Source organism: Agrococcus beijingensis, from assembly GCF_030758955.1.
Lineage (GTDB): Bacteria > Actinomycetota > Actinomycetes > Actinomycetales > Microbacteriaceae > Agrococcus > Agrococcus beijingensis.
The window spans coordinates 293060-310176 of the sequence record NZ_CP132360.1 but is presented as its reverse complement, the minus strand read 5'-3'; the positions used below and the strand labels follow the sequence as shown (position 1 = coordinate 310176).

Below are 17117 nucleotides of genomic sequence, written 5' to 3'. Positions count from 1 at the left end.
GCTCCCCTGGGTCGCGAGCGCCGGCAATCGAACAGACGCGCGGCCTTCGGCCGCACTGGCAGGATCACGCGGAGGCCCACCGGCCCTCCGCGCCCGTCGCCCGCTCCCCTGGGTCGCGAGCGCCGGCAATCGAACAGACGCGCGGCCTTCGGCCGCACTGGCAGGATCACGCGGAGGCCCACCGGACCTCCGCGCCCGACGCCCGCTCCCCTGGGTCGCGATCGCCGGCAATCGAACAGACGCGCGGCCTTCGGCCGCACTGGCAGGATCACGCGGAGGCCCACCGGACCTCCGCGCCCGTCGCCCGCTCCACTCCGGTCGCGGTCGATGTCCCAGCTACTCGATCTGGCCGAGCACGCGCAGCACAGCGTCGACCGCCGTCTGCTGCTGATCGCGATGCACGTAGTGCCCGGCGCCCGGCACCTCCGTCACGACGCCCGAGGGCGCCAGCGACGCGAAGTCGGCCTGGCCGACGATCCACGCGACTTCGACCTGGGCATCCCACATCCCCTGCTCGGCGTAGACCGCGGAGTCGTGGCGCAGGATCTCGAAGGGGATGTCGGGCCAGACGGTGATCTCGTCGACCTCGTGCGCGCTGCCCGCGCCGTCCCAGCTCGGCTGGAACGACTTGAGGTCATAGCGGTGGGCGAACGACGAGACGGTCGGGTCGAACAGCACCACGCCGGCCACGTCGTCAGGATGCTGCCCGACGAAGAGGCGCACGGTGAGGCCGGCGATGGAGTGGCCGACGAGCATGACCGGCCGGTCGACACCGGCCGCAGTGAGCGTCGCGTCGAGCGAGGCAGCTGCGACGCCCGCCGTCATCGGCGCGGCCGAGCCGGTCGATCCGCCGACGCCGGGGTAGTCCCACGCGCAGGTCCTGACGTTCGGCCCGAGCGCGTCCCGCAGCGGGCGCCACGTCGACGCGTCGTCTCCCATGCCCGCCAGGAGCACGACCGTGGTCGCGCCGTCGCCCTCGCAGTCGAGGCTCGCCTGCCCGTCGGCCAGGTCGAAGGGGCTGTTCGCTGCGCACCCGGAGAGCATCAGTGCGGCGGCCAGAGCGCCGACGAGCCACGCGCGCTTCATCGGTGCGCCCGTCGGGTGCTCGCGAAGACGAGCGCGGCAGCGGCGGAGCAGACGACAGCGACGAGCACCGCTGCCGTCTCGATCGGCAGGAGCGTCTCGTACACGGGCCGCTCCGGCAGCACGAGCACGGCGATCAGGCCGGCGATCGCCAGCGCGGCAAGCGATCCTCGGATCGCGATGCGCGGCGCCGGGTGCCGCGACCGCCAGAGCCATCGGCGTCGGCGTCGGCCCACCAGCGCCTGCACGAGCGCGACCACGAGCAGCGCCCCCGCCAGTGCCAGCAGCAGTCCGGCGCCCACGAGCATGATCGTGCTGGTCTCGTCGAGGGCGACCATCGAAGCCTGCGTCGTGAAGGTGTCGGAGACGCCGAGCCACTGCGTCCATGCCCGCAGGCCGAGCCCTGTCGTCTCGACGTCGCTGTTGGTCAGGATCACGATGCCCTCCCCCAGTTCAGGGACGATCACCATGTTGGTGATCCATCCGATGTTGTGGCCGTTGTTTCCCGTCGTGGTGAAGCCGTCGTCGAGCTGGTCGTTCAGGTGGCCGAGGCTGACGACGGATCCGTCGGGCATCTGCTGCGGCGCCATCATCGTGCGCACCGATTCGCTCGTGAGCACCCCGCGCCCGACCGGTTCCCCGGCCGGCCCGGCCATGCTGGCGGCCACGAGCAGCGCCAGGTCGTTCGCGGTCGAGTAGAGGCCGCCTGCGGCCTGCTCGGTCAAGCGGTAGTGCGGCAGCGGCTGACCGCTCGCGTAGTGGCCGGTGGCCTGAGCCGTCACCCGTGTCGGGTCGTAGGTGCTGTCGGTCATGCCGAGCGGGTCGAGGATCGCCGCCTGCATGTAGTCGGAGAAGCGCTCGCCCGTCACCTCCTCGATCATGAGCTGGAGCAGCGTGTAGCCCGCGTTCGAGTAGTGGAAGCCCCGCCCCGGTTCGAACTCGATCCGCAGGCTCTGACCGCCCCCGTTGTCTCCGGAGAGCGACTCCTCGAGGGTCGGCAGCTGCTCACCCACCGGCAGGGGGTGGCCGTCGACGCGGTTGAACCCGGCGGTGTGGCTCATGACGCGGGCGACGGTGACGCCGCTCGCGTCGTGGTCGGAAGGCGGCAGCGACCATCGGGTGACGTAGTCGGCGATCGGAGCCTCCAAGGAGACCTGCCCCGACTCGACCAGGCGCATCACACCCCACGCGGTCAGCGTCTTCGAGATCGATGCCACCTGGAACACCGTGTCTGCCGTCATGGGCTCGCCCGCGGCGGCGTCGCCGTACCCGGTCGACCACACCGCCTCGCCCTGCCGCACGACCGCGACCGCGGCGCCGGGCACGCCGTACTCGCCCATGATCAGCGGCTGCTCTCGGTCGAGCCGCTCGGTCAGCTGCCTCAGCGTAGGCGGTTCACCGTCGGCCTGAGCGGCCGTGAGGCCAACGATCGAGGTCGTCGCCACGACGACGCTGACTGCGATGACGCCGAGGCGTCTGGAAACCGACAAAGTTGGCACGAGCATCTCGTTCCGTTCGGGGATACATTCACCGTAGGCTCCGACCTCCGGGGCCCCTAGGACACGTCGTTGACGATCTCGGCCACCCGCGCCCCAGCAGCCTCGCCAGTGGAGCCGCCGTGATCGAGCCGCACATCGTGATCGTGGCGTTCCCGTCCGCCCAGATCCTCGACGTGACGGGCCCGCTCGAGGTGTTCTCGACTGCGTCGCGCATGCTGCCCGAGCCGCGTTACCGCACCGAGGTCGTCAGTGCTCACGGCGGACCGGTGCTCTCCACCAGCGGGCTCGAGTTCGGCTCCACGCCGATCGCCGACGTGCGCGGTGAGATCGACACCCTCGTGGTCTCCGGCGGTCGCGACATGGACGCAGCCATCGCCGACGAGCACCTCGTGCACCACGTGCGGCTGCTCGGCGAACGGGCTCGCAGGATCACCTCTGTGTGCTCCGGGGCGTTCCTCCTCGCCGCGACAGGGCTCCTCGACGGCAGGCGGGCGACGACCCACTGGGCCGAGTGCGCCATGCTGGCGCGCGACTTCCCCCGCGTGGCCGTCGAGACCGACGCGATCTATGTGCGCGACGGCAACCTCTGGACCTCGGCCGGCGTCACCGCCGGGATCGATCTCGCCCTCGCGCTCGTCTCCGAGGACCGCGGTCGGCGAGCGGCTGCCGCAGTGGCCCGTCAGCTGGTCGTCTACCTCAGGCGGTCTGGCGGGCAGCGCCAGTTCTCCGCCGCGCTCGCCGCGCAGTCGGAGGAGCACGAGCCGGTGCGCGAGGTGCTCGAGTGGCTGACGGCCAACCTCGCCGCAGACCTCTCGATCCCGGCGCTGGCGATGCGCGCGAACCTCTCCGAGCGCCAGTTCAGCCGAGTGTTCAAGGCCGCAGTCGGCGTCACGCCTGCGGAGCAGGTCGAGGCCCTGCGCATCGACGCTGCCTGCGGGTTGCTCGAGACGACATCGAGGACGACCGAGCAGATCGCGGCGGCCTGCGGGTTCGGCGTGCCCGAGACCATGCACCGTGCCTTCCGCAGGCGACTGCGCACGACGCCCGGCCAGCACCGGCAGCACTTCGGATCGGGCTAGCTGCCGTTCTCCACAGCCCAGCCGGTCGTGTCAGTGGTGCGGTGTTCACTTGCCGCATGGACGAGATGGGCATCGACGCCGACGGCTACATCGCCGCCGTGCGCGCCGGTGCGGTCGATCCGTTCGGCGCGACCGCAGCCGAGCTCGACGAGTCGCTGATCGCCTTCGAGCAGGAGCAGAGCGCGCTGATGGCGTCGCTCTCCGACGCCGAGATCGACGAGCTCGTCCGCACCGGCCGCAGCCTGCCGTCGCGGCCGCCCCTCGACGACGATGCCGCCACCCGACGGCTCCAGCTCGACCGCGAGTTCGCCGCCCGCATGCGTGCCCTCGAGCGCCAGTCGGCCCGCATCGCGGGCGAGCAGCGCGCGCTGATGGCCGAGCACCTGCAGCGCGTGCTCGAGCAGCCGGGCGACAGCGGGGTCGGCGTGCGCGAGCTCGCCTCGATCGCCGCCGTCGACATCGGCGTCTCCCATCGTGGGCTCGAGAAGCAGATGACGGATGCGTGGAGCCTCGTCCGCGAGCTGCCGGCGGCGCACGAGTCGGCGAAGGCCGGCCGCATCACGGTCGGCCACCTCCGCGTCATCGAGGCCGAGACCCGCGCGGTGCGGCTCGACCAGCGCGTCACGCCCGAGGACCGGGCTGCCGTCGAGGCCGAGCTGGTCGCCATCGCCGAGACGACGACACCCGGCCGGCTGCGGCGACGTGCCAAGCGCATCGTCGATGCGGCGCTCACCGAGCCGCTGCAGCAGCGGCACGATGCCGCACGGGATCGCCGCCGGGTCGAGCTGTTCGACGCCGGCGACGGCATGTGCGACGTGGTCGCGCGAGTGCCTGCGGTGCTCGCCGTCGGGCTCTACGACCGCCTGACGCAGGCGGCACGCGCCAAGCCGAAGGACGACCCTCGCACCTTCGACCAGTTCCGGGCCGACGCGCTCTGCGAGCTGCTGCTCGGCGGCTCGGTGCCGGAGGACCTGCACGGCACCTCGCTGTTCAAGGCGCACGTTGCCATCACGATGCCGGCCACCGAGCTGCTGCACGATGGCGAGACGTCGCAGCTCCGCTTCCCCGCCGCGCTCGACGGCCGGGTGCTGATCGACGGCGAGACCGCACGCCGCCTCGCCGGCGGCGTCGCGATGTGGGAGCGGCTGTTCACCGATCCCGTCACCGGCGTGGCCGTCACCGTCGACACCTACCGGCCCGCAGCCGAGCAGCAGCGATGGCTGCACGCGCGCGACGGCGGATGCCGCTTCCCCGGCTGCGCGTGCGGCGGCAGACGCGCCGACCTCGACCACACGCTCGACTGGGCGAAGGGCGGCACCACGTCGCTCGACAACCTCGCCGTGCTGTGCCGCGGCGACCACACGCTCAAGCACGCCTCCCGCTGGAGCATGCGGCAGCTCGACCACGGCGTCATCGAGTGGACGACGCCGCTCGGCGACGTCGTCAGCACCGTGCCCGAGCCCATCGGGCCGACGTTCGCCGACATCGAGCGCGCACTGCCGCCCGATCGATGGGGAGCCGCGCTTCCGCCGCCCGAGCCGCCGCCCGACCTGCCGTACTGACGACCGAGCGCGAGGACGGCACGACAGCAGCGTCGTCACCGCGCGACCAGAGGCCCCGCTCACAGCCCCTCGCGGTAGCGTGCTTGCCGTGTCCCCGATCGTCACCCGGCGCCCCGCGCGCGGCTCCAACCGCCTCGGCGCCGCCCTCGTGGCCGGCACCGTCGCGGCCCTGACGCTCGCCGCCTGCGTCGCCCTGCCGCCGTCGACGCCCGACGACCCGGCGATCCCCGCGTCGCAGGGTCCCGTCTTCACCGACCTCAACCCGCCGCCCACGACGAACGGGCCGACAACGCCGCCGGTGCCGACGACGGCCCCCGGCGAGTTCTCCTACGGCGACACCGTCACGATCCACACGGATCGCGGCTCGACGTGGGAGATCACGGCGCTGCGCAGCATCGACCCCGCCGACGGCCTCGCCGCGCAGACGGGAGGGATCCCGCGCGCCGGGGAGCGCTTCGTCATCCTCGAGCTCGAGATCGAGAACGTCGGGGTCGTGACGACGCATCCGATGTTCGACATGACCTTCGCCTACCAGCCCGACGGCGGCCCCTTCTCCGACCAGAACTCCGCCTCGACCGCAGCCGCGCCCAACGACCTCGGCTACGTCTTCGAGATGGCTCCCGGCGGCCGCGAGACGGCGCAGGTGATCGTCGCCGTCCGCGAGGACGACCCCACCGGATCGTGGGTCGTCAGCCCGTCGGCCACCGGCATCGACGGCGCGACGCTCTACCGCTGGCGCTGAACCGCTTCGGCAGCGCGCTCAGCGGTGGCGCTGCACCGCTTCGGCAGCGCACTCAGAGCTGGCAGCCCGGGCACCAGTAGAGCTTGCGCCCCTGCATCGTCTCGAGCGCGACCGGCGTGCCGCAGCGGTGGCACGGCAGCCCCTCGCGCTTGTAGACCCAGTGCCGATCGGCGCGGTTCGCGAGCGCCGCAGCCCGCCGGGCACCGCGCAGCCCGTCGATCGTGAGCATCTGCCCCGTCTCGACGCCGATGCGCAGCAGCTTCACCCAATCGCGCCAGAGCGCCCGCAGCTCGTCGACGGTCAGCTGCGCGCCCGGGCGGAGCGGATCGATCGCCGCCCTGAACAGCAGCTCGGCCCGATAGACGTTGCCGATCCCGGCGACCACCGACTGATCCATGAGCAGCTGCCCGATCGGCTGCTTCGAGCGCGACGCCCGCTCGACGAAGCGATCCTCCGCCTGCTGCTTCGTCTCCCCCAGCGGGCCGGTCGCGCCGAGCGCCTGCGGGTCGGGCCCCAGCCGCTGCGCGAGCGCCACCACCTCGGCGGGCTCGAGCACCTCGCAGACCGTCGGCCCCCGCAGGTCGGCGACGGCGCGGTCGGTGAGGATGCGCACGCGCACCTGACCGACCGAGTCCGGCGGGAAGGCGGTCGCCGTCGCAGCCGTCGTCGCCGTCTCCCGCTCCCCCGCCCGCAGACGGGCGAGCCGCGGCGCCCCGATCGAGGCGATCGAGGCCTCGTTCTCGCCCTCGGTGCCGGCGCCGCCCAACGGCACCCCGAGCATCCCCGTCTGCCCCATCCGCCCGTCGGCCGCGGCGATCGTCGGGTCGACCGAGATGGCGCCAGCGAAGTCCCACGCGCCGTAGATGCCCAGGTGCACGTGCAGCACCCGATCGGGGTGCGTCGCGGTGCCGTCGAAGCCGAGCAGCAGGTGCTTGCCGATCGCCTCCGACGAGGTGATGAGCCGGCCGTCGAGCTCGGCGGCGCCGACGTCGAAGCGCCCCTGCGGGCTCGTCACGGCCGCCGTCGAGCCGACGAAGTTCGCGCCGAACTGGCGGGCGATGCGATGGACGGAGTGGCCCTCAGGCATCGGGTGAGCTCTCAAGCATCAGCGCAGGCGCTCCGGCATCAGGCAGGCCCTCCGGCATCAGGCACGACCGGGCATCAGCGGATCTCGTGGCCCGCGATGCCGCCCGTCGTCTCGTACTCGCCGAGCTGCGCGATGCGCCGCGCGTGCCGCTCCACGCCGGTGAACGGGGTCGCGATGAAGGCGTCGATGATCGCGAGCATCTCCTCCTCGGTGTGCTGGCGCGCACCCACGGCGACGACGTTGGCGTCGTTGTGCTCGCGGGCGAGCTCCGCGGTCGTGAGGCTCCAGGCGAGCGCCGCGCGCACGCCCTCCACCTTGTTCGCCGCCATCTGCTCGCCGTTGCCGGAGCCGCCGAACACGACGCCGAGCGCGTCGACGCCCGCACGCTGGTCGCGCACCACGGCGCGGGCAGCGTTGATGCAGAACGAGGGGTAGTCGTCCTCGGCGTCGTAGAGGCTCGGCCCGTGGTCGACGCAGTCGTGGCCGCGGTCGGTGAGGTGCTCGATGAGCCGCTTCGACATCTCGAAGCCGGCGTGGTCGGTCGCGACGTGGATGCGCATCATGCCTCCTGCGGTCCTGCGGCCAGGACCGCGTCGGTGGCGAAGACGGGCCCGCGCGTGCGGGAGCGCTTCAGCTCGAAGAAGCCGTCGACCGAGGCCGCGGCCACCACGCCGTCGAACAGGCGCAGGGCCTCCTCGCCTGTGGGTGCGGGGCTGACGACCGGGCCGAAGAACGCGACGTCGTCGACCGCGACCACCGGGGTGCCCACGTCGTCGCCGACGAGGTCGATCGCCGCCTGGTGCGTCGACCGCAGCGTCGCGTCGTGAGCGTCGTGCTCGACCGCCAGCGACGCATCCAGGCCGACCGCGTCGAGCGCCTCGGCGATGATGGCGTCGTCGTCCTTGCGGCGCTGGTGGTGGATGCGCTCCCCCAGCGCGTCGTACAGGGGCTTCACGACCTGGTCGCCGCCCGCCGCGCGAGCAGCGGTGACCAGTCGCGTCATGCGCATGGAGCGCGGCATGCGCGCGAGATAGGCCTCGGGCAGGTCGCGGCCCTCGTTGAGCACGGCCAGGCTCATCACCTGCCAGTCGACCTCGAACCCGCGCACCTCGGCGACCTCGCCGAGCCAGCGGGAGGTCATCCATGCCCAGGGGCAGGTCGGGTCGAACCACATGCGCACGCGCTGCTGAGTCATGCCTCGATGCTATCCGCGCGCTGGAGCGAAGAGCGGAGGCCCTTGCGGACCTCCGCCGCGACGCCAGCGCCGGGGACCGTCTCGGGCCCCGGTGCCCCGGCCGTCGCCCTGGCGCGCGGCACTACGCTGGTCGCACCAGTCACACCATGACCACAAGGAGTCCCGCGTGCCCGGAGAGAACCTCACCCGCGCCGAAGCGCAGGAGCGTGCCGCGCTCGTCGACGTCGACAGCTACGACATCGCGCTCGACCTGACGACCGGCGACGAGACGTTCCGCTCGACCACCACCGTGAAGTTCCGCGCCGACGAGGGCGCGTCGACCTTCATCGACCACATCTCGCGCACCGTGCACGCCGTCACCCTCAACGGCACCGAGCTCGACGCATCCGCCGTGAACGACGGCGTGCGCATCCAGCTCGACGGCCTCGCCGCCGAGAACGAGCTGACCGTCGTCTCCGACGCGCTCTACGGCAACACCGGCGAGGGCTTGCACCGCTTCGTCGACCCGGTCGACGGCGAGGTCTACCTCTACTCGCAGTTCGAGGTGCCCGACTCGCGCCGCGTCTTCGCGGTCTTCGAGCAGCCCGACCTGAAGGCCACGTTCCGCTTCACCGTGACTGCGCCCGCCGCCTGGCAGGTCGTGTCGAACCAGCCGACCCCCGAGCCCGTCGTCGACGGCGAGACGGCCACGTGGAGCTTCGAGCCCACGCCGCGCATCTCGAGCTACATCACCGCACTCGTCGCCGGCCCGTACACGGTCACCCGCTCCGAGCTCACCTCGAGCGACGGCCGCACGATCCCGCTCGGCATCTTCTGCCGCGCCTCGCTCGCCGAGCACATGGACGCCGACTACATCTTCGACACCACCCGCAAGGGCTTCGCGTTCTTCGAGTCGCAGTTCGGCGTCGCCTACCCGTTCGAGAAGTACGACCAGCTGTTCGTGCCGGAGTTCAACGCGGGCGCGATGGAGAACGCGGGAGCCGTCACCTTCACCGAGTCGTACGTGTTCCGCGCGCAGGTGACCGACGCCATCCGTGAGCGCCGCGTCGTGACCGTGCTGCACGAGCTGGCCCACATGTGGTTCGGCGACCTCGTCACGATGCGCTGGTGGAACGACCTGTGGCTCAACGAGTCGTTCGCCGAGTGGGCGTCGACCCTCGCGACCGCCGAGGCCACCGAGTGGACCGGCGCCTGGACCACCTTCCAGGCGATGGAGAAGACCTGGGCGTACCGCCAGGACCAGCTGCCGTCGACGCACCCGATCGTCGCCGAGATCCGCGACCTCGAGGACGTGCAGGTCAACTTCGACGGCATCACCTACGCCAAGGGCGGCTCGGTGCTGAAGCAGCTCGTCGCGTGGGTGGGCATCGAGGCCTTCATGCAGGGCGTCGGCGCCTACTTCCGCAAGCACGCGTGGGGCAGCACCGAGCTCAGCGACCTGCTGTCGGAGCTCGAGGCCGCCAGCGGCCGCGACCTGAGCCAGTGGAGCCAGAAGTGGCTCGAGACCGCCGGCGTCAACACGCTGCGCCCCCGCATGGAGCTGACCGCCGACGGCATCATCTCGGCCTTCGCGATCGAGCAGTCGGCCCCCGCCGAGTGGCCGACGCTGCGCCCGCACCGCATCGCGGTGGGCTTCTACGAGCTCGACGACGATCTGCTGCGCCGCATCCACCGGGTCGAGCTCGACATCGACGGCGAGAGCACCGACGTGCCGCAGCTGCTCGGCCACATCCGCCCTGCGCTCATCCTGCTCAACGACGACGACCTCGCCTACGCGAAGATCCGCCTCGACGAGCAGTCGATGAGCACCGCCATCACCAGCCTCAGCGCCATCGAGGATCCGCTGGCCCGCGCCCTCGTCTGGGGCGCAGCCTGGGACGCCACGCGCGACGGCGAGACGCCGGCGAGCGACTACGTCGACCTCGTGCTCGCCAACATCGGCGCCGAGACCGAGTCGACCACGATCCGCCTCGCGCTCGCGCAGCTGGCGCTGTCGGCCCGCACCTACGTGCACCCGTCGCGACGCGCCGCCACGATCGACAAGGCGGCGGATGCGCTGTGGACGCTGGCAGAGCAGGCGGAGGCCGGCTCCGACGCGCAGTTCCAGTTCATCGGCGCGTTCGCCGGGCTCGCCTCGACGCCCGACCACGTCACGATCCTGCAGTCGCTGCTCGACGGCTCGCGCACGCTCGAGGGGCTCGCGATCGACGCCGACCTGCGCTGGCAGCTGCTCGACGGCCTGGTGCTGAACGGCGCCGCCGGCCCGGCCGAGATCGACGCGGAGCTCGCGACCGACGACACCGCCACCGGCCGGCAGTTCGCCGCCCGCGCCCGCGCGACCATCCCCACGCCCGAGGCCAAGGAGGCCGCGTTCGCGTCGGTCGTCGACCAGGCCGGCGCCTCGAACATGATCGTGCGCTACACGGGCCTCGGCCTCGTGCACGTCAACGACCCCGCATCGCTCGACGCGATCGTGGGCCGCTACCACGAGGCCATCGTCGGGCTCTGGGAGTCGCGCACCTACCAGGTGGCCGAGGGGCTGCTCGTGGGGCTCTACCCGGCCGTGGCCGCGAGCCCGCAGCTCGCCGAGGCGACCCGCGGGTGGCTGGCCGCCAACGAGTCGGCGTCGCCGGCGCTGCGCCGCATCATGGTCGAGCACCTCGCCGGCGTCGAGCGGGCGCTGGCCGCACAGGAGCGGGACGCCTGATCGGCTCAACGATGGCGTCGATGAGCACCCTGATGGCGACGAGCGCCGAGTCCGCCCCCGACTCGCCGGGCGTGGACTGGCTCGCCGTCGGCGTCTGGTGGCAGTCCTGGGGTCAGCCGATCGGCGTGCTCCTGGTGATCGTCAGCGCCTTCATCGCCTTCTGGGTGATCAGGCAGCTGATCGGCCGCGTGGTCGGCGGTGTCGTGAGCGGCGTGAAGCGCCGCGCCGACGCCGCCGACACCGAGGCGCTGTCGAACTCGCCGCTCGCCCAGGTGCGGGTCGTGCAGCGCACCCGCGCGATCGGCAGCGTGCTCAACACGATGCTCGCCTGGGTGATCGGCGCGCTCGCGCTGATCCTCATCCTGAGCATCCTCGGCGTCGAGCCCGCGTCGCTCGTCGCGATGGCAGGCTTCCTCGGCGCGGCAGCCGGCATCGGCGCCCAGGGCGTCATCAAGGACTTCCTCAACGGCCTCTTCATGGTGTTCGAGGATCAGATGGGCATCGGCGACGTGGTCGACCTCGGCGAGGCATCGGGCGTCGTCGAGTCGGTGGGCATCCGCGTCACCCAGGTGCGCGACGTGCACGGCACCCTCTGGTACGTGCGCAACGGCGAGATCATCCGCGTCGGCAACAGGTCGCAGGGCTGGGCGCGCGTGATCATCGATCAGGCGGTGCCCTACAGCGCCGACGTCGACGTCATCGAGCAGCGGCTGCTCGACGTCGCGACCGACATGAGCGAGGCGCCCGAGTGGCTCGGCCGCATCATCGACAAGCCCGAGACGTGGGGCATCGAGTCGGTCTCGGCCGAAGCGGTCGTCATCCGACTCGTCGTGAAGACCCGAGCCAGCGCGAAGGACGACGTGGCCCGCGAGCTGCGCCGCCGCATCAAGACGGGCCTCGACGACCTGGGGGTCGTGCTGCCGTCGCTGCAGAAGGTGGTCGTGCAGGGCATGGGCGAGCAGCAGGCCTCCGGAGCAAAGCGATGACGCATCAGACCCTCTACGACGCCGTCGGCGGCGAGGCCTTCTTCACCGACCTCGTGCGCGAGTTCTACGACCGCATCTGGGCCGACGAGGTCGTGCGGCCGATGTACCCGCAGGACGACCGCGCCGGCGCCGAGGAGCGGTTCCGCCGGTTCCTCGAGCAGTACTGGGGCGGGCCGACGACCTACAGCGAGCAGCGCGGCCACCCCCGGCTGCGCATGCGCCACGCGGCCTTCCCGATCGACCCCGACGCCCGCGACCGCTGGCTCGCCTGCATGCACGGCGCGCTCGACGCGCTCGACCCTGCACCGCTGCACCGCGCGGAGCTCGACGACTACTTCGAGCGCGCCGCCACGGCGATGCTCAACCGCAACCCCCTCTTCCGGTAGGCAAGGAGCGCACCATGGCCGCATCCGACGACCACGACGTCATCGTGATCGGAGCCGGCCTGGCCGGGCTCGTGACCGCCTGCACGGCCCTCGACCGCGGCCGCAGGGTGCGCATCGTCGAGCAGGAGGGCCGGCACTCCATCGGCGGCCAGGCCTTCTGGTCGTTCGGCGGCCTGCTGCTCGTCGACTCCCCCGAGCAGCGCCGGCTCGGCATCGACGACTCGCTCGAGCTCGCCCGCGCCGACTGGGCGGCCTCCGCCGGCTTCGACCGCGACGACGAGGATGCGTGGGGTCGCCAGTGGGCCGAGGCCTACCTCGCGTTCGCCCACCGGGATCTGCGGCCGTGGCTGCGCGCGCTGGGCGTGCGGCTGTTCCCGATCGTCGGCCACGCCGAGCGCGGCGCCCGCACGGCCGGCGGGCACGGCAACACGGTGCCCCGCTTCCACATCGTCTGGGGCACCGGCCCCGGCCTCGTCGCACCCTTCACCCGGCAGCTGCGCGACGCCGTCGCCGACGGCCGTGCGACGCTCTCGTTCCGCCACCGCGTCACCCGGCTGCTGGTGGAGGACGGCCGGGTCGTCGGGGTGGCCGGCGACCGCCTCGCGGACGACCTGACCGTGCGCGGCGAGCCCTCGAGCCGCGAGGCCGTTGGCGAGTTCTCGCTGCGCGCCGAGAGCGTCGTGGTCGCCACCGGCGGCATCGGCGGCGAGCTCGAGCGGGTGCGCGAGCTGTGGCCGGCGCGCCTGGGCGAGGCGCCTCGCACGGCCGTGCGCGGCGTGCCCCTGCACGTCGACGGCTCCGGGCTCGCGATCGCCAACGACGCGGGCGCCCGCCTCGTCAACGGCGACCGCATGTGGCACTACACCGAGGGCATCCGCAACTGGGATCCGATCTGGCCCGACCACGGCATCCGCATCCTCCCGGGCCCGTCGAGCCTCTGGCTCGACCACCTGGGCCGCCGGCTCCCCTCCCCCAACTACCCCGGCTTCGACACCCTCTCGACGCTCGAGCACCTGCGCCAGGTCGGGGCCGAGCACTCGTGGTTCGTGCTCACCCAGTCGATCGTCGAGAAGGAGTTCACGCTCTCGGGCTCCGAGCAGAACCCCGACCTCACCGGCCGCAGCATTCCCAAGCTCGCCCAGCGCGTGCTGCCGGGGGCTCCCGCCCCCGTGCAGGCGTTCCTCGACCACGGCGACGACTTCGTGGTGGCGCACTCGCTCACCGAGCTGCTCGACGGCATGGAGCGCCTGAGCGCCGAGTCGGGCGGCCCGGGCATCGACCGGGCCGCGGTCGTCGCCGCCATCGACGAGCGCGACGCCGCCGTCGCCGACCCCGACTCCACCGACCCGCAGGCGGTCGAGATCCGGCGCGCCCGCGAGTACGTCGGCGATCGCCTCGTGCGCACCGCGGCGCCGCACCGCATCCTCGACGAGCGCCACTGGCCGCTCATCGCCGTGCGCCTGCACACGCTCACCCGAAAGACGCTGGGCGGCATCCAGACCGACCTCGACTCGCGCGCCCTCGGCGCTGACGGCCGCCCGGTGCCGGGGCTGTTCGCCGTCGGCGAGGCGGCCGGCTTCGGCGGCGGTGGCGTGCACGGCTACCGCGCGCTCGAGGGCACGTTCCTGGGCGGATGCCTGCACACGGGGCTGCGCGCGGGACGCTCGGCCTGACACGACGAAGGCCCCATCCTCGCGGACGGGGCCTTCGGTCGTTGCGCAGAGCTCAGTGACTCTGAGGCTCAGCGGCTGAAGTTGCCGCGGTAGTGCTCGTACACCCAGCCGACCATCATGATCGCGAACAGACCGGCGCTGATGGGGATGAGGAACGTCGGGCCCGCGAGCGAGAGGAACATCAGCGCGAAGGCGACGGCGAGGCCGATCGGCCACCAGCTCCACGGGGAGAAGTGCCCCTCCTCGGGGTCGGCGTCGTCGATCTCGGCGTCGAGGCGGTCGGACGGGTGCTCGTGGCCGTGCTGGCCGCGACGGATCAGCACCAGGTAGAAGCCGATGAGCACCGCCATGACGCCGGTGAGCGCCATGCCGAGCGTGCCGGCCCACTCGATGCGGCCGTCGTACGTCGCCATGTGGCTCAGCGTGTAGGCCGCGGCGCACAGGAAGAAGAACGCGGCGAGGACGGCCATCAGGATGATGTTCGCGCGCATGTCAGCGCACCTCCTCGTCGGTCAGGTCGACCACCGGGCGGTCCGGGGCGTCCTTGAGCCCGCCCAGGCCGACGCCGTACTGCATGCCGGCACGCGGGTGGTGCAGGTCGAACGCGGGCGACTCCGAGCGGATGCGCGGGATCGACACGAAGTTGTGCCGCGGCGGCGGGCAGCTGGTCGCCCACTCGAGCGAGCGGCCGGTGCCCCACGGGTCGTCGACCGTGACCTTGGGCGCGGTGCGCGCGGTGATCCACACGTTCCAGAGGAACGGGATCATCGAGGCAGCCAGGACGACCGAGCCGACCGTCGAGAGCTGGTTCATCCAGGTGAAGCCGTCCTCCTCCAGGTACGAGTAGTACCGGCGGGGCATGCCCATGACGCCCAGCCAGTGCTGCACCAGGAACGTCATGTGGAAGCCGATGAACAGCAGCCAGAAGTGCACGTGACCGAGGCGGTCGTTGAGCATCTTGCCCGTCCACTTCGGCCACCAGAAGTAGAAGCCGGCGAACATCGCGAACACGACGGTGCCGAACACCACGTAGTGGAAGTGCGCGACCACGAAGTACGTGTCGGAGATGGCGAAGTCGAGCGGCGGCGACGCGAGGATGACGCCGGTCAGGCCGCCGAAGGTGAACGTCACGAGGAAGCCCAGCGACCACAGCATGGGCGACTCCCACGTGATCGAGCCGCGCCACATCGTGCCGATCCAGTTGAAGATCTTCACGCCGGTGGGCACCGCGATGAGCATCGTCATCAGCGAGAACCAGGGCAGCAGCACCGTGCCGGTGACGTACATGTGGTGCGCCCACACCGTGACCGACAGCGCCGCGATCGCGATCGTCGCGCCGACCAGCGTGTTGTAGCCGAAGATGGGCTTCCGCGAGAAGACCGGGATGACCTCGGAGATGATGCCGAAGAACGGCAGCGCGATGATGTAGACCTCTGGGTGGCCGAAGAACCAGAAGAGGTGCTGCCAGAGCACGGCCCCGCCATTGGCCGGATCGTAGATGTGGCCGCCGAAGATGCGGTCCATCACCAGCCCGAAGATCGCCGCTGCGAGCACCGGGAACACCACGATCACGAGGATCGACGTGATGAGGATGTTCCAGGTGAAGATCGACATGCGGAACATCGTCATGCCGGGCGCGCGCATCGTGATGATCGTGGTGACGAAGTTGACGCCACCCATGATCGTGCCGAAGCCCGACAGCCCGAGGCCCAGGGCCCAGAGGTTGCCGCCGATGCCGGGCGAGAACGCGTTGTCGCTGAGCGGCGTGTAGGCGAACCAGCCGAACGAGGCAGCACCCTGGGGCGTGAGGAAGCCACCGACCGCGATGAGGGAGCCGAACAGGAACATCCAGAACGCGAGCGCGTTGAGGCGCGGGAACGCCACGTCGGCGGCGCCGATGTGCAGCGGCATCATCACGTTGCCGAAGCCGACGAACAGCGGCGTCGCGAACATCAGCAGCATGATCGTGCCGTGCATGGTGAAGAGCTGGTTGTACTGCTCCTCCGTCGGCACGATCTCCAGGCCCGGCGCGAACAGCTGGGCGCGGATCAGCAGTGCCATGACGCCGGCGATCAGGAAGAACAGGAACGACGTGATCAGGTACAGGTACCCGATCGTCTTGTGGTCGGTGGTGGTGAGCCACTTGACCAGGACATTGCCCTTGGCCTCAGCCGAGCGGCTGATCGCCGGCCGGGTCTGCGTCGTTGGCGTGACCGTGGCAGTCATCAGTTGCCCTCGCCTTCCTGGGACCCCGGCTCGGTTCCGGGAACGGGATCGGGGTTGAGCGTGTCGGGGATCTCGCCGACGAAGCCCTGCGACTCGAGGTCCTCGAGGTACGCATCGTACTCCTCGGGGCTGACCAGCTCGACGTTGAAGAGCATGGCCGAGTGGTACTCGCCGCAGAGCTCCGCGCACTTGCCGCGCAGGATGCCCTCCTGGTCGCCCGTCTCGAAGTACATGTGGTTCGTGACGCCGGGGAGCATGTCCTTCTTGTAGAGGAACTCCACGACCCAGAACGAGTGCGCGACGTCGCGCGACTCGAGCGTGATCTCGATCGACGAGTTGGTCGGCAGCACCAGCGTGGGCAGCGAGCTCGCGTCCATCTGGTTCGTCTCCGGGTCGTCCTGCACCTGGATGCCCTGATAGTAGACCGGGTCCTGGTTCTCGCGCTCGTAGAGGAAGTCCCATGCCCAGCGCTTGCCGTAGACGGTGAGCGAGTAGTCGGGGTCCTCGATCGGCTCCTCGATGATCGCCTGGTCACGCGCGGTGAAGGCGAAGAAGCCCGCGACGAGGATGACCGGCACGATCGTGAAGAAGATCTCCATCGGCATGTGGTAGCGCAGCTGCACCGGCAGGCCGGTCTGGCCGCGGCGGCGGCGGTAGGCGATGGCGGCCCAGATCATGAGGCCCCACGTGACGAGGCCGACGGCCAGCAGCACGATCCAGGACGTCGTCCACAGGCCCATGATGCGGTCGACGTGGTTCGTGAGCCCCGAGGTGCTCGGCATCCAGCCCTGCAGCTGTGCCTGAGTGCATCCGGCCAGCGCAAGAGCGACGACGACCGCGACCGGGGCCGCGATCCAACGAGATCGACGATTGCGCAATGTCTTCCTCCGAG

Annotated in this window: 15 protein-coding genes; 7 read left to right on the top strand and 8 right to left on the bottom strand. The window is 71.3% G+C overall.

The window, feature by feature from the left end; translation table 11 throughout:
• Positions 1 to 336: 336 nt before the first annotated feature.
• Both Q9250_RS01400 and Q9250_RS01395 read right to left on the bottom strand, forming a co-directional pair.
• Positions 337 to 1086, bottom strand: coding sequence for an alpha/beta fold hydrolase (locus Q9250_RS01400; RefSeq protein ID WP_306232792.1), 750 nt, complete (start codon positions 1084 to 1086; stop codon positions 337 to 339).
• Positions 1083 to 2528: a serine hydrolase domain-containing protein gene (locus tag Q9250_RS01395; RefSeq protein WP_306232791.1), complete on the bottom strand. Its 1446-nt coding sequence runs from the start codon at positions 2526 to 2528 to the stop codon at positions 1083 to 1085. The genes Q9250_RS01400 and Q9250_RS01395 overlap by 4 nt, the downstream gene beginning before the upstream one ends.
• Before the next feature lie 173 nt (positions 2529 to 2701).
• On the opposite strand from Q9250_RS01395, the gene Q9250_RS01390 reads away from it, so the two are divergent.
• From Q9250_RS01390 to Q9250_RS01380, 3 genes are all read left to right on the top strand, one after another.
• Entirely contained in the window at positions 2702 to 3661 is a 960-nt protein-coding gene (locus tag Q9250_RS01390; protein ID WP_306232790.1) for a GlxA family transcriptional regulator, read from the top strand.
• Positions 3662 to 3717: 56 nt separating this feature from the next.
• The gene (locus Q9250_RS01385; protein WP_306232789.1) at positions 3718 to 5223 is read left to right on the top strand and encodes an HNH endonuclease signature motif containing protein; all 1506 of its coding nucleotides are present in this window, start codon (positions 3718 to 3720) and stop codon (positions 5221 to 5223) included.
• 88 nt (positions 5224 to 5311) lie between these two features.
• Positions 5312 to 5965 (top strand): hypothetical protein, encoded by a 654-nt coding sequence (locus Q9250_RS01380; protein WP_306232788.1) that lies wholly within the window; start codon positions 5312 to 5314, stop codon positions 5963 to 5965.
• A gap of 52 nt (positions 5966 to 6017) precedes the next feature.
• Here the strand turns inward: Q9250_RS01380 and Q9250_RS01375 are convergent, their stop codons facing one another.
• The 3 genes from Q9250_RS01375 to Q9250_RS01365 form a co-directional block, all read right to left on the bottom strand.
• Positions 6018 to 7052, bottom strand: coding sequence for an Fpg/Nei family DNA glycosylase (locus tag Q9250_RS01375; RefSeq protein WP_306232787.1), 1035 nt, complete (start codon positions 7050 to 7052; stop codon positions 6018 to 6020).
• A gap of 74 nt (positions 7053 to 7126) precedes the next feature.
• Positions 7127 to 7612 carry a ribose-5-phosphate isomerase gene (locus Q9250_RS01370; RefSeq protein WP_306232786.1) on the bottom strand — a complete coding sequence of 162 codons (486 nt, stop codon included), beginning with the start codon at positions 7610 to 7612 and terminating at the stop codon, positions 7127 to 7129.
• Complete coding sequence (locus Q9250_RS01365) at positions 7612 to 8247, bottom strand: mycothiol-dependent nitroreductase Rv2466c family protein (RefSeq protein ID WP_306232785.1); 636 nt, start codon at positions 8245 to 8247, stop codon at positions 7612 to 7614. The genes Q9250_RS01370 and Q9250_RS01365 overlap by 1 nt, the downstream gene beginning before the upstream one ends.
• 166 nt (positions 8248 to 8413) lie before the next feature.
• Between Q9250_RS01365 and pepN the strand changes: the two genes are divergently transcribed.
• The 4 genes from pepN to Q9250_RS01345 are packed head-to-tail and all read left to right on the top strand — an operon-like array spanning position 8414 to position 13999.
• Positions 8414 to 10954 carry an aminopeptidase N gene (gene pepN / locus Q9250_RS01360; protein ID WP_306232784.1) on the top strand — a complete coding sequence of 847 codons (2541 nt, stop codon included), beginning with the start codon at positions 8414 to 8416 and terminating at the stop codon, positions 10952 to 10954.
• Positions 10955 to 10974: 20 nt separating this feature from the next.
• On the top strand, positions 10975 to 11940 hold the full coding sequence (locus Q9250_RS01355; protein ID WP_306232783.1) for a mechanosensitive ion channel family protein: 966 nt from the start codon (positions 10975 to 10977) through the stop codon (positions 11938 to 11940).
• Positions 11937 to 12326, top strand: a complete 390-nt coding sequence (locus Q9250_RS01350; protein ID WP_306232782.1) for a globin — start codon at positions 11937 to 11939, stop codon at positions 12324 to 12326. Before Q9250_RS01355 ends, Q9250_RS01350 begins: the two co-directional genes overlap by 4 nt.
• 14 nt (positions 12327 to 12340) lie before the next feature.
• A complete protein-coding gene (locus tag Q9250_RS01345; RefSeq protein ID WP_306232781.1) occupies positions 12341 to 13999 on the top strand; it encodes an FAD-binding dehydrogenase in 1659 nt (552 codons plus the stop codon).
• Between the two features lie 68 nt (positions 14000 to 14067).
• On the opposite strand, the gene ctaF is transcribed toward Q9250_RS01345, so the two are convergent.
• From ctaF to ctaC, 3 genes are read right to left on the bottom strand one after another with little or no spacing between them, the layout of a single operon-like run.
• On the bottom strand, positions 14068 to 14490 hold the full coding sequence (ctaF, locus tag Q9250_RS01340; protein WP_306232780.1) for an aa3-type cytochrome oxidase subunit IV: 423 nt from the start codon (positions 14488 to 14490) through the stop codon (positions 14068 to 14070).
• Position 14491: 1 nt separating this feature from the next.
• Positions 14492 to 16225 (bottom strand): aa3-type cytochrome oxidase subunit I, encoded by a 1734-nt coding sequence (gene ctaD, locus Q9250_RS01335; protein WP_306232779.1) that lies wholly within the window; start codon positions 16223 to 16225, stop codon positions 14492 to 14494.
• Positions 16225 to 17103, bottom strand: coding sequence for an aa3-type cytochrome oxidase subunit II (gene ctaC / locus Q9250_RS01330; protein WP_479688791.1), 879 nt, complete (start codon positions 17101 to 17103; stop codon positions 16225 to 16227). Before ctaC ends, ctaD begins: the two co-directional genes overlap by 1 nt.
• Positions 17104 to 17117: the final 14 nt, after the last annotated feature.

Excerpts from the sequence above, each read along its gene's own strand:
- Q9250_RS01400 (WP_306232792.1), bottom strand. The coding sequence starts at position 1,086 with ATGAAGCGCGCGTGGCTCGTCGGCGCTCTGGCCGCCGCACTGATGCTC.
- Q9250_RS01385 (WP_306232789.1), top strand. The coding sequence starts at position 3,718 with ATGGACGAGATGGGCATCGACGCCGACGGCTACATCGCCGCCGTGCGC.
- Q9250_RS01375 (WP_306232787.1), bottom strand. The coding sequence starts at position 7,052 with ATGCCTGAGGGCCACTCCGTCCATCGCATCGCCCGCCAGTTCGGCGCG.
- Q9250_RS01370 (WP_306232786.1), bottom strand. The coding sequence starts at position 7,612 with ATGCGCATCCACGTCGCGACCGACCACGCCGGCTTCGAGATGTCGAAG.
- Q9250_RS01365 (WP_306232785.1), bottom strand. The coding sequence starts at position 8,247 with ATGACTCAGCAGCGCGTGCGCATGTGGTTCGACCCGACCTGCCCCTGG.
- Q9250_RS01355 (WP_306232783.1), top strand. The coding sequence starts at position 10,975 with ATGAGCACCCTGATGGCGACGAGCGCCGAGTCCGCCCCCGACTCGCCG.
- Q9250_RS01350 (WP_306232782.1), top strand. The coding sequence starts at position 11,937 with ATGACGCATCAGACCCTCTACGACGCCGTCGGCGGCGAGGCCTTCTTC.
- Q9250_RS01345 (WP_306232781.1), top strand. The coding sequence starts at position 12,341 with ATGGCCGCATCCGACGACCACGACGTCATCGTGATCGGAGCCGGCCTG.
- ctaF (WP_306232780.1), bottom strand. The coding sequence starts at position 14,490 with ATGCGCGCGAACATCATCCTGATGGCCGTCCTCGCCGCGTTCTTCTTC.
- ctaD (WP_306232779.1), bottom strand. The coding sequence starts at position 16,225 with ATGACTGCCACGGTCACGCCAACGACGCAGACCCGGCCGGCGATCAGC.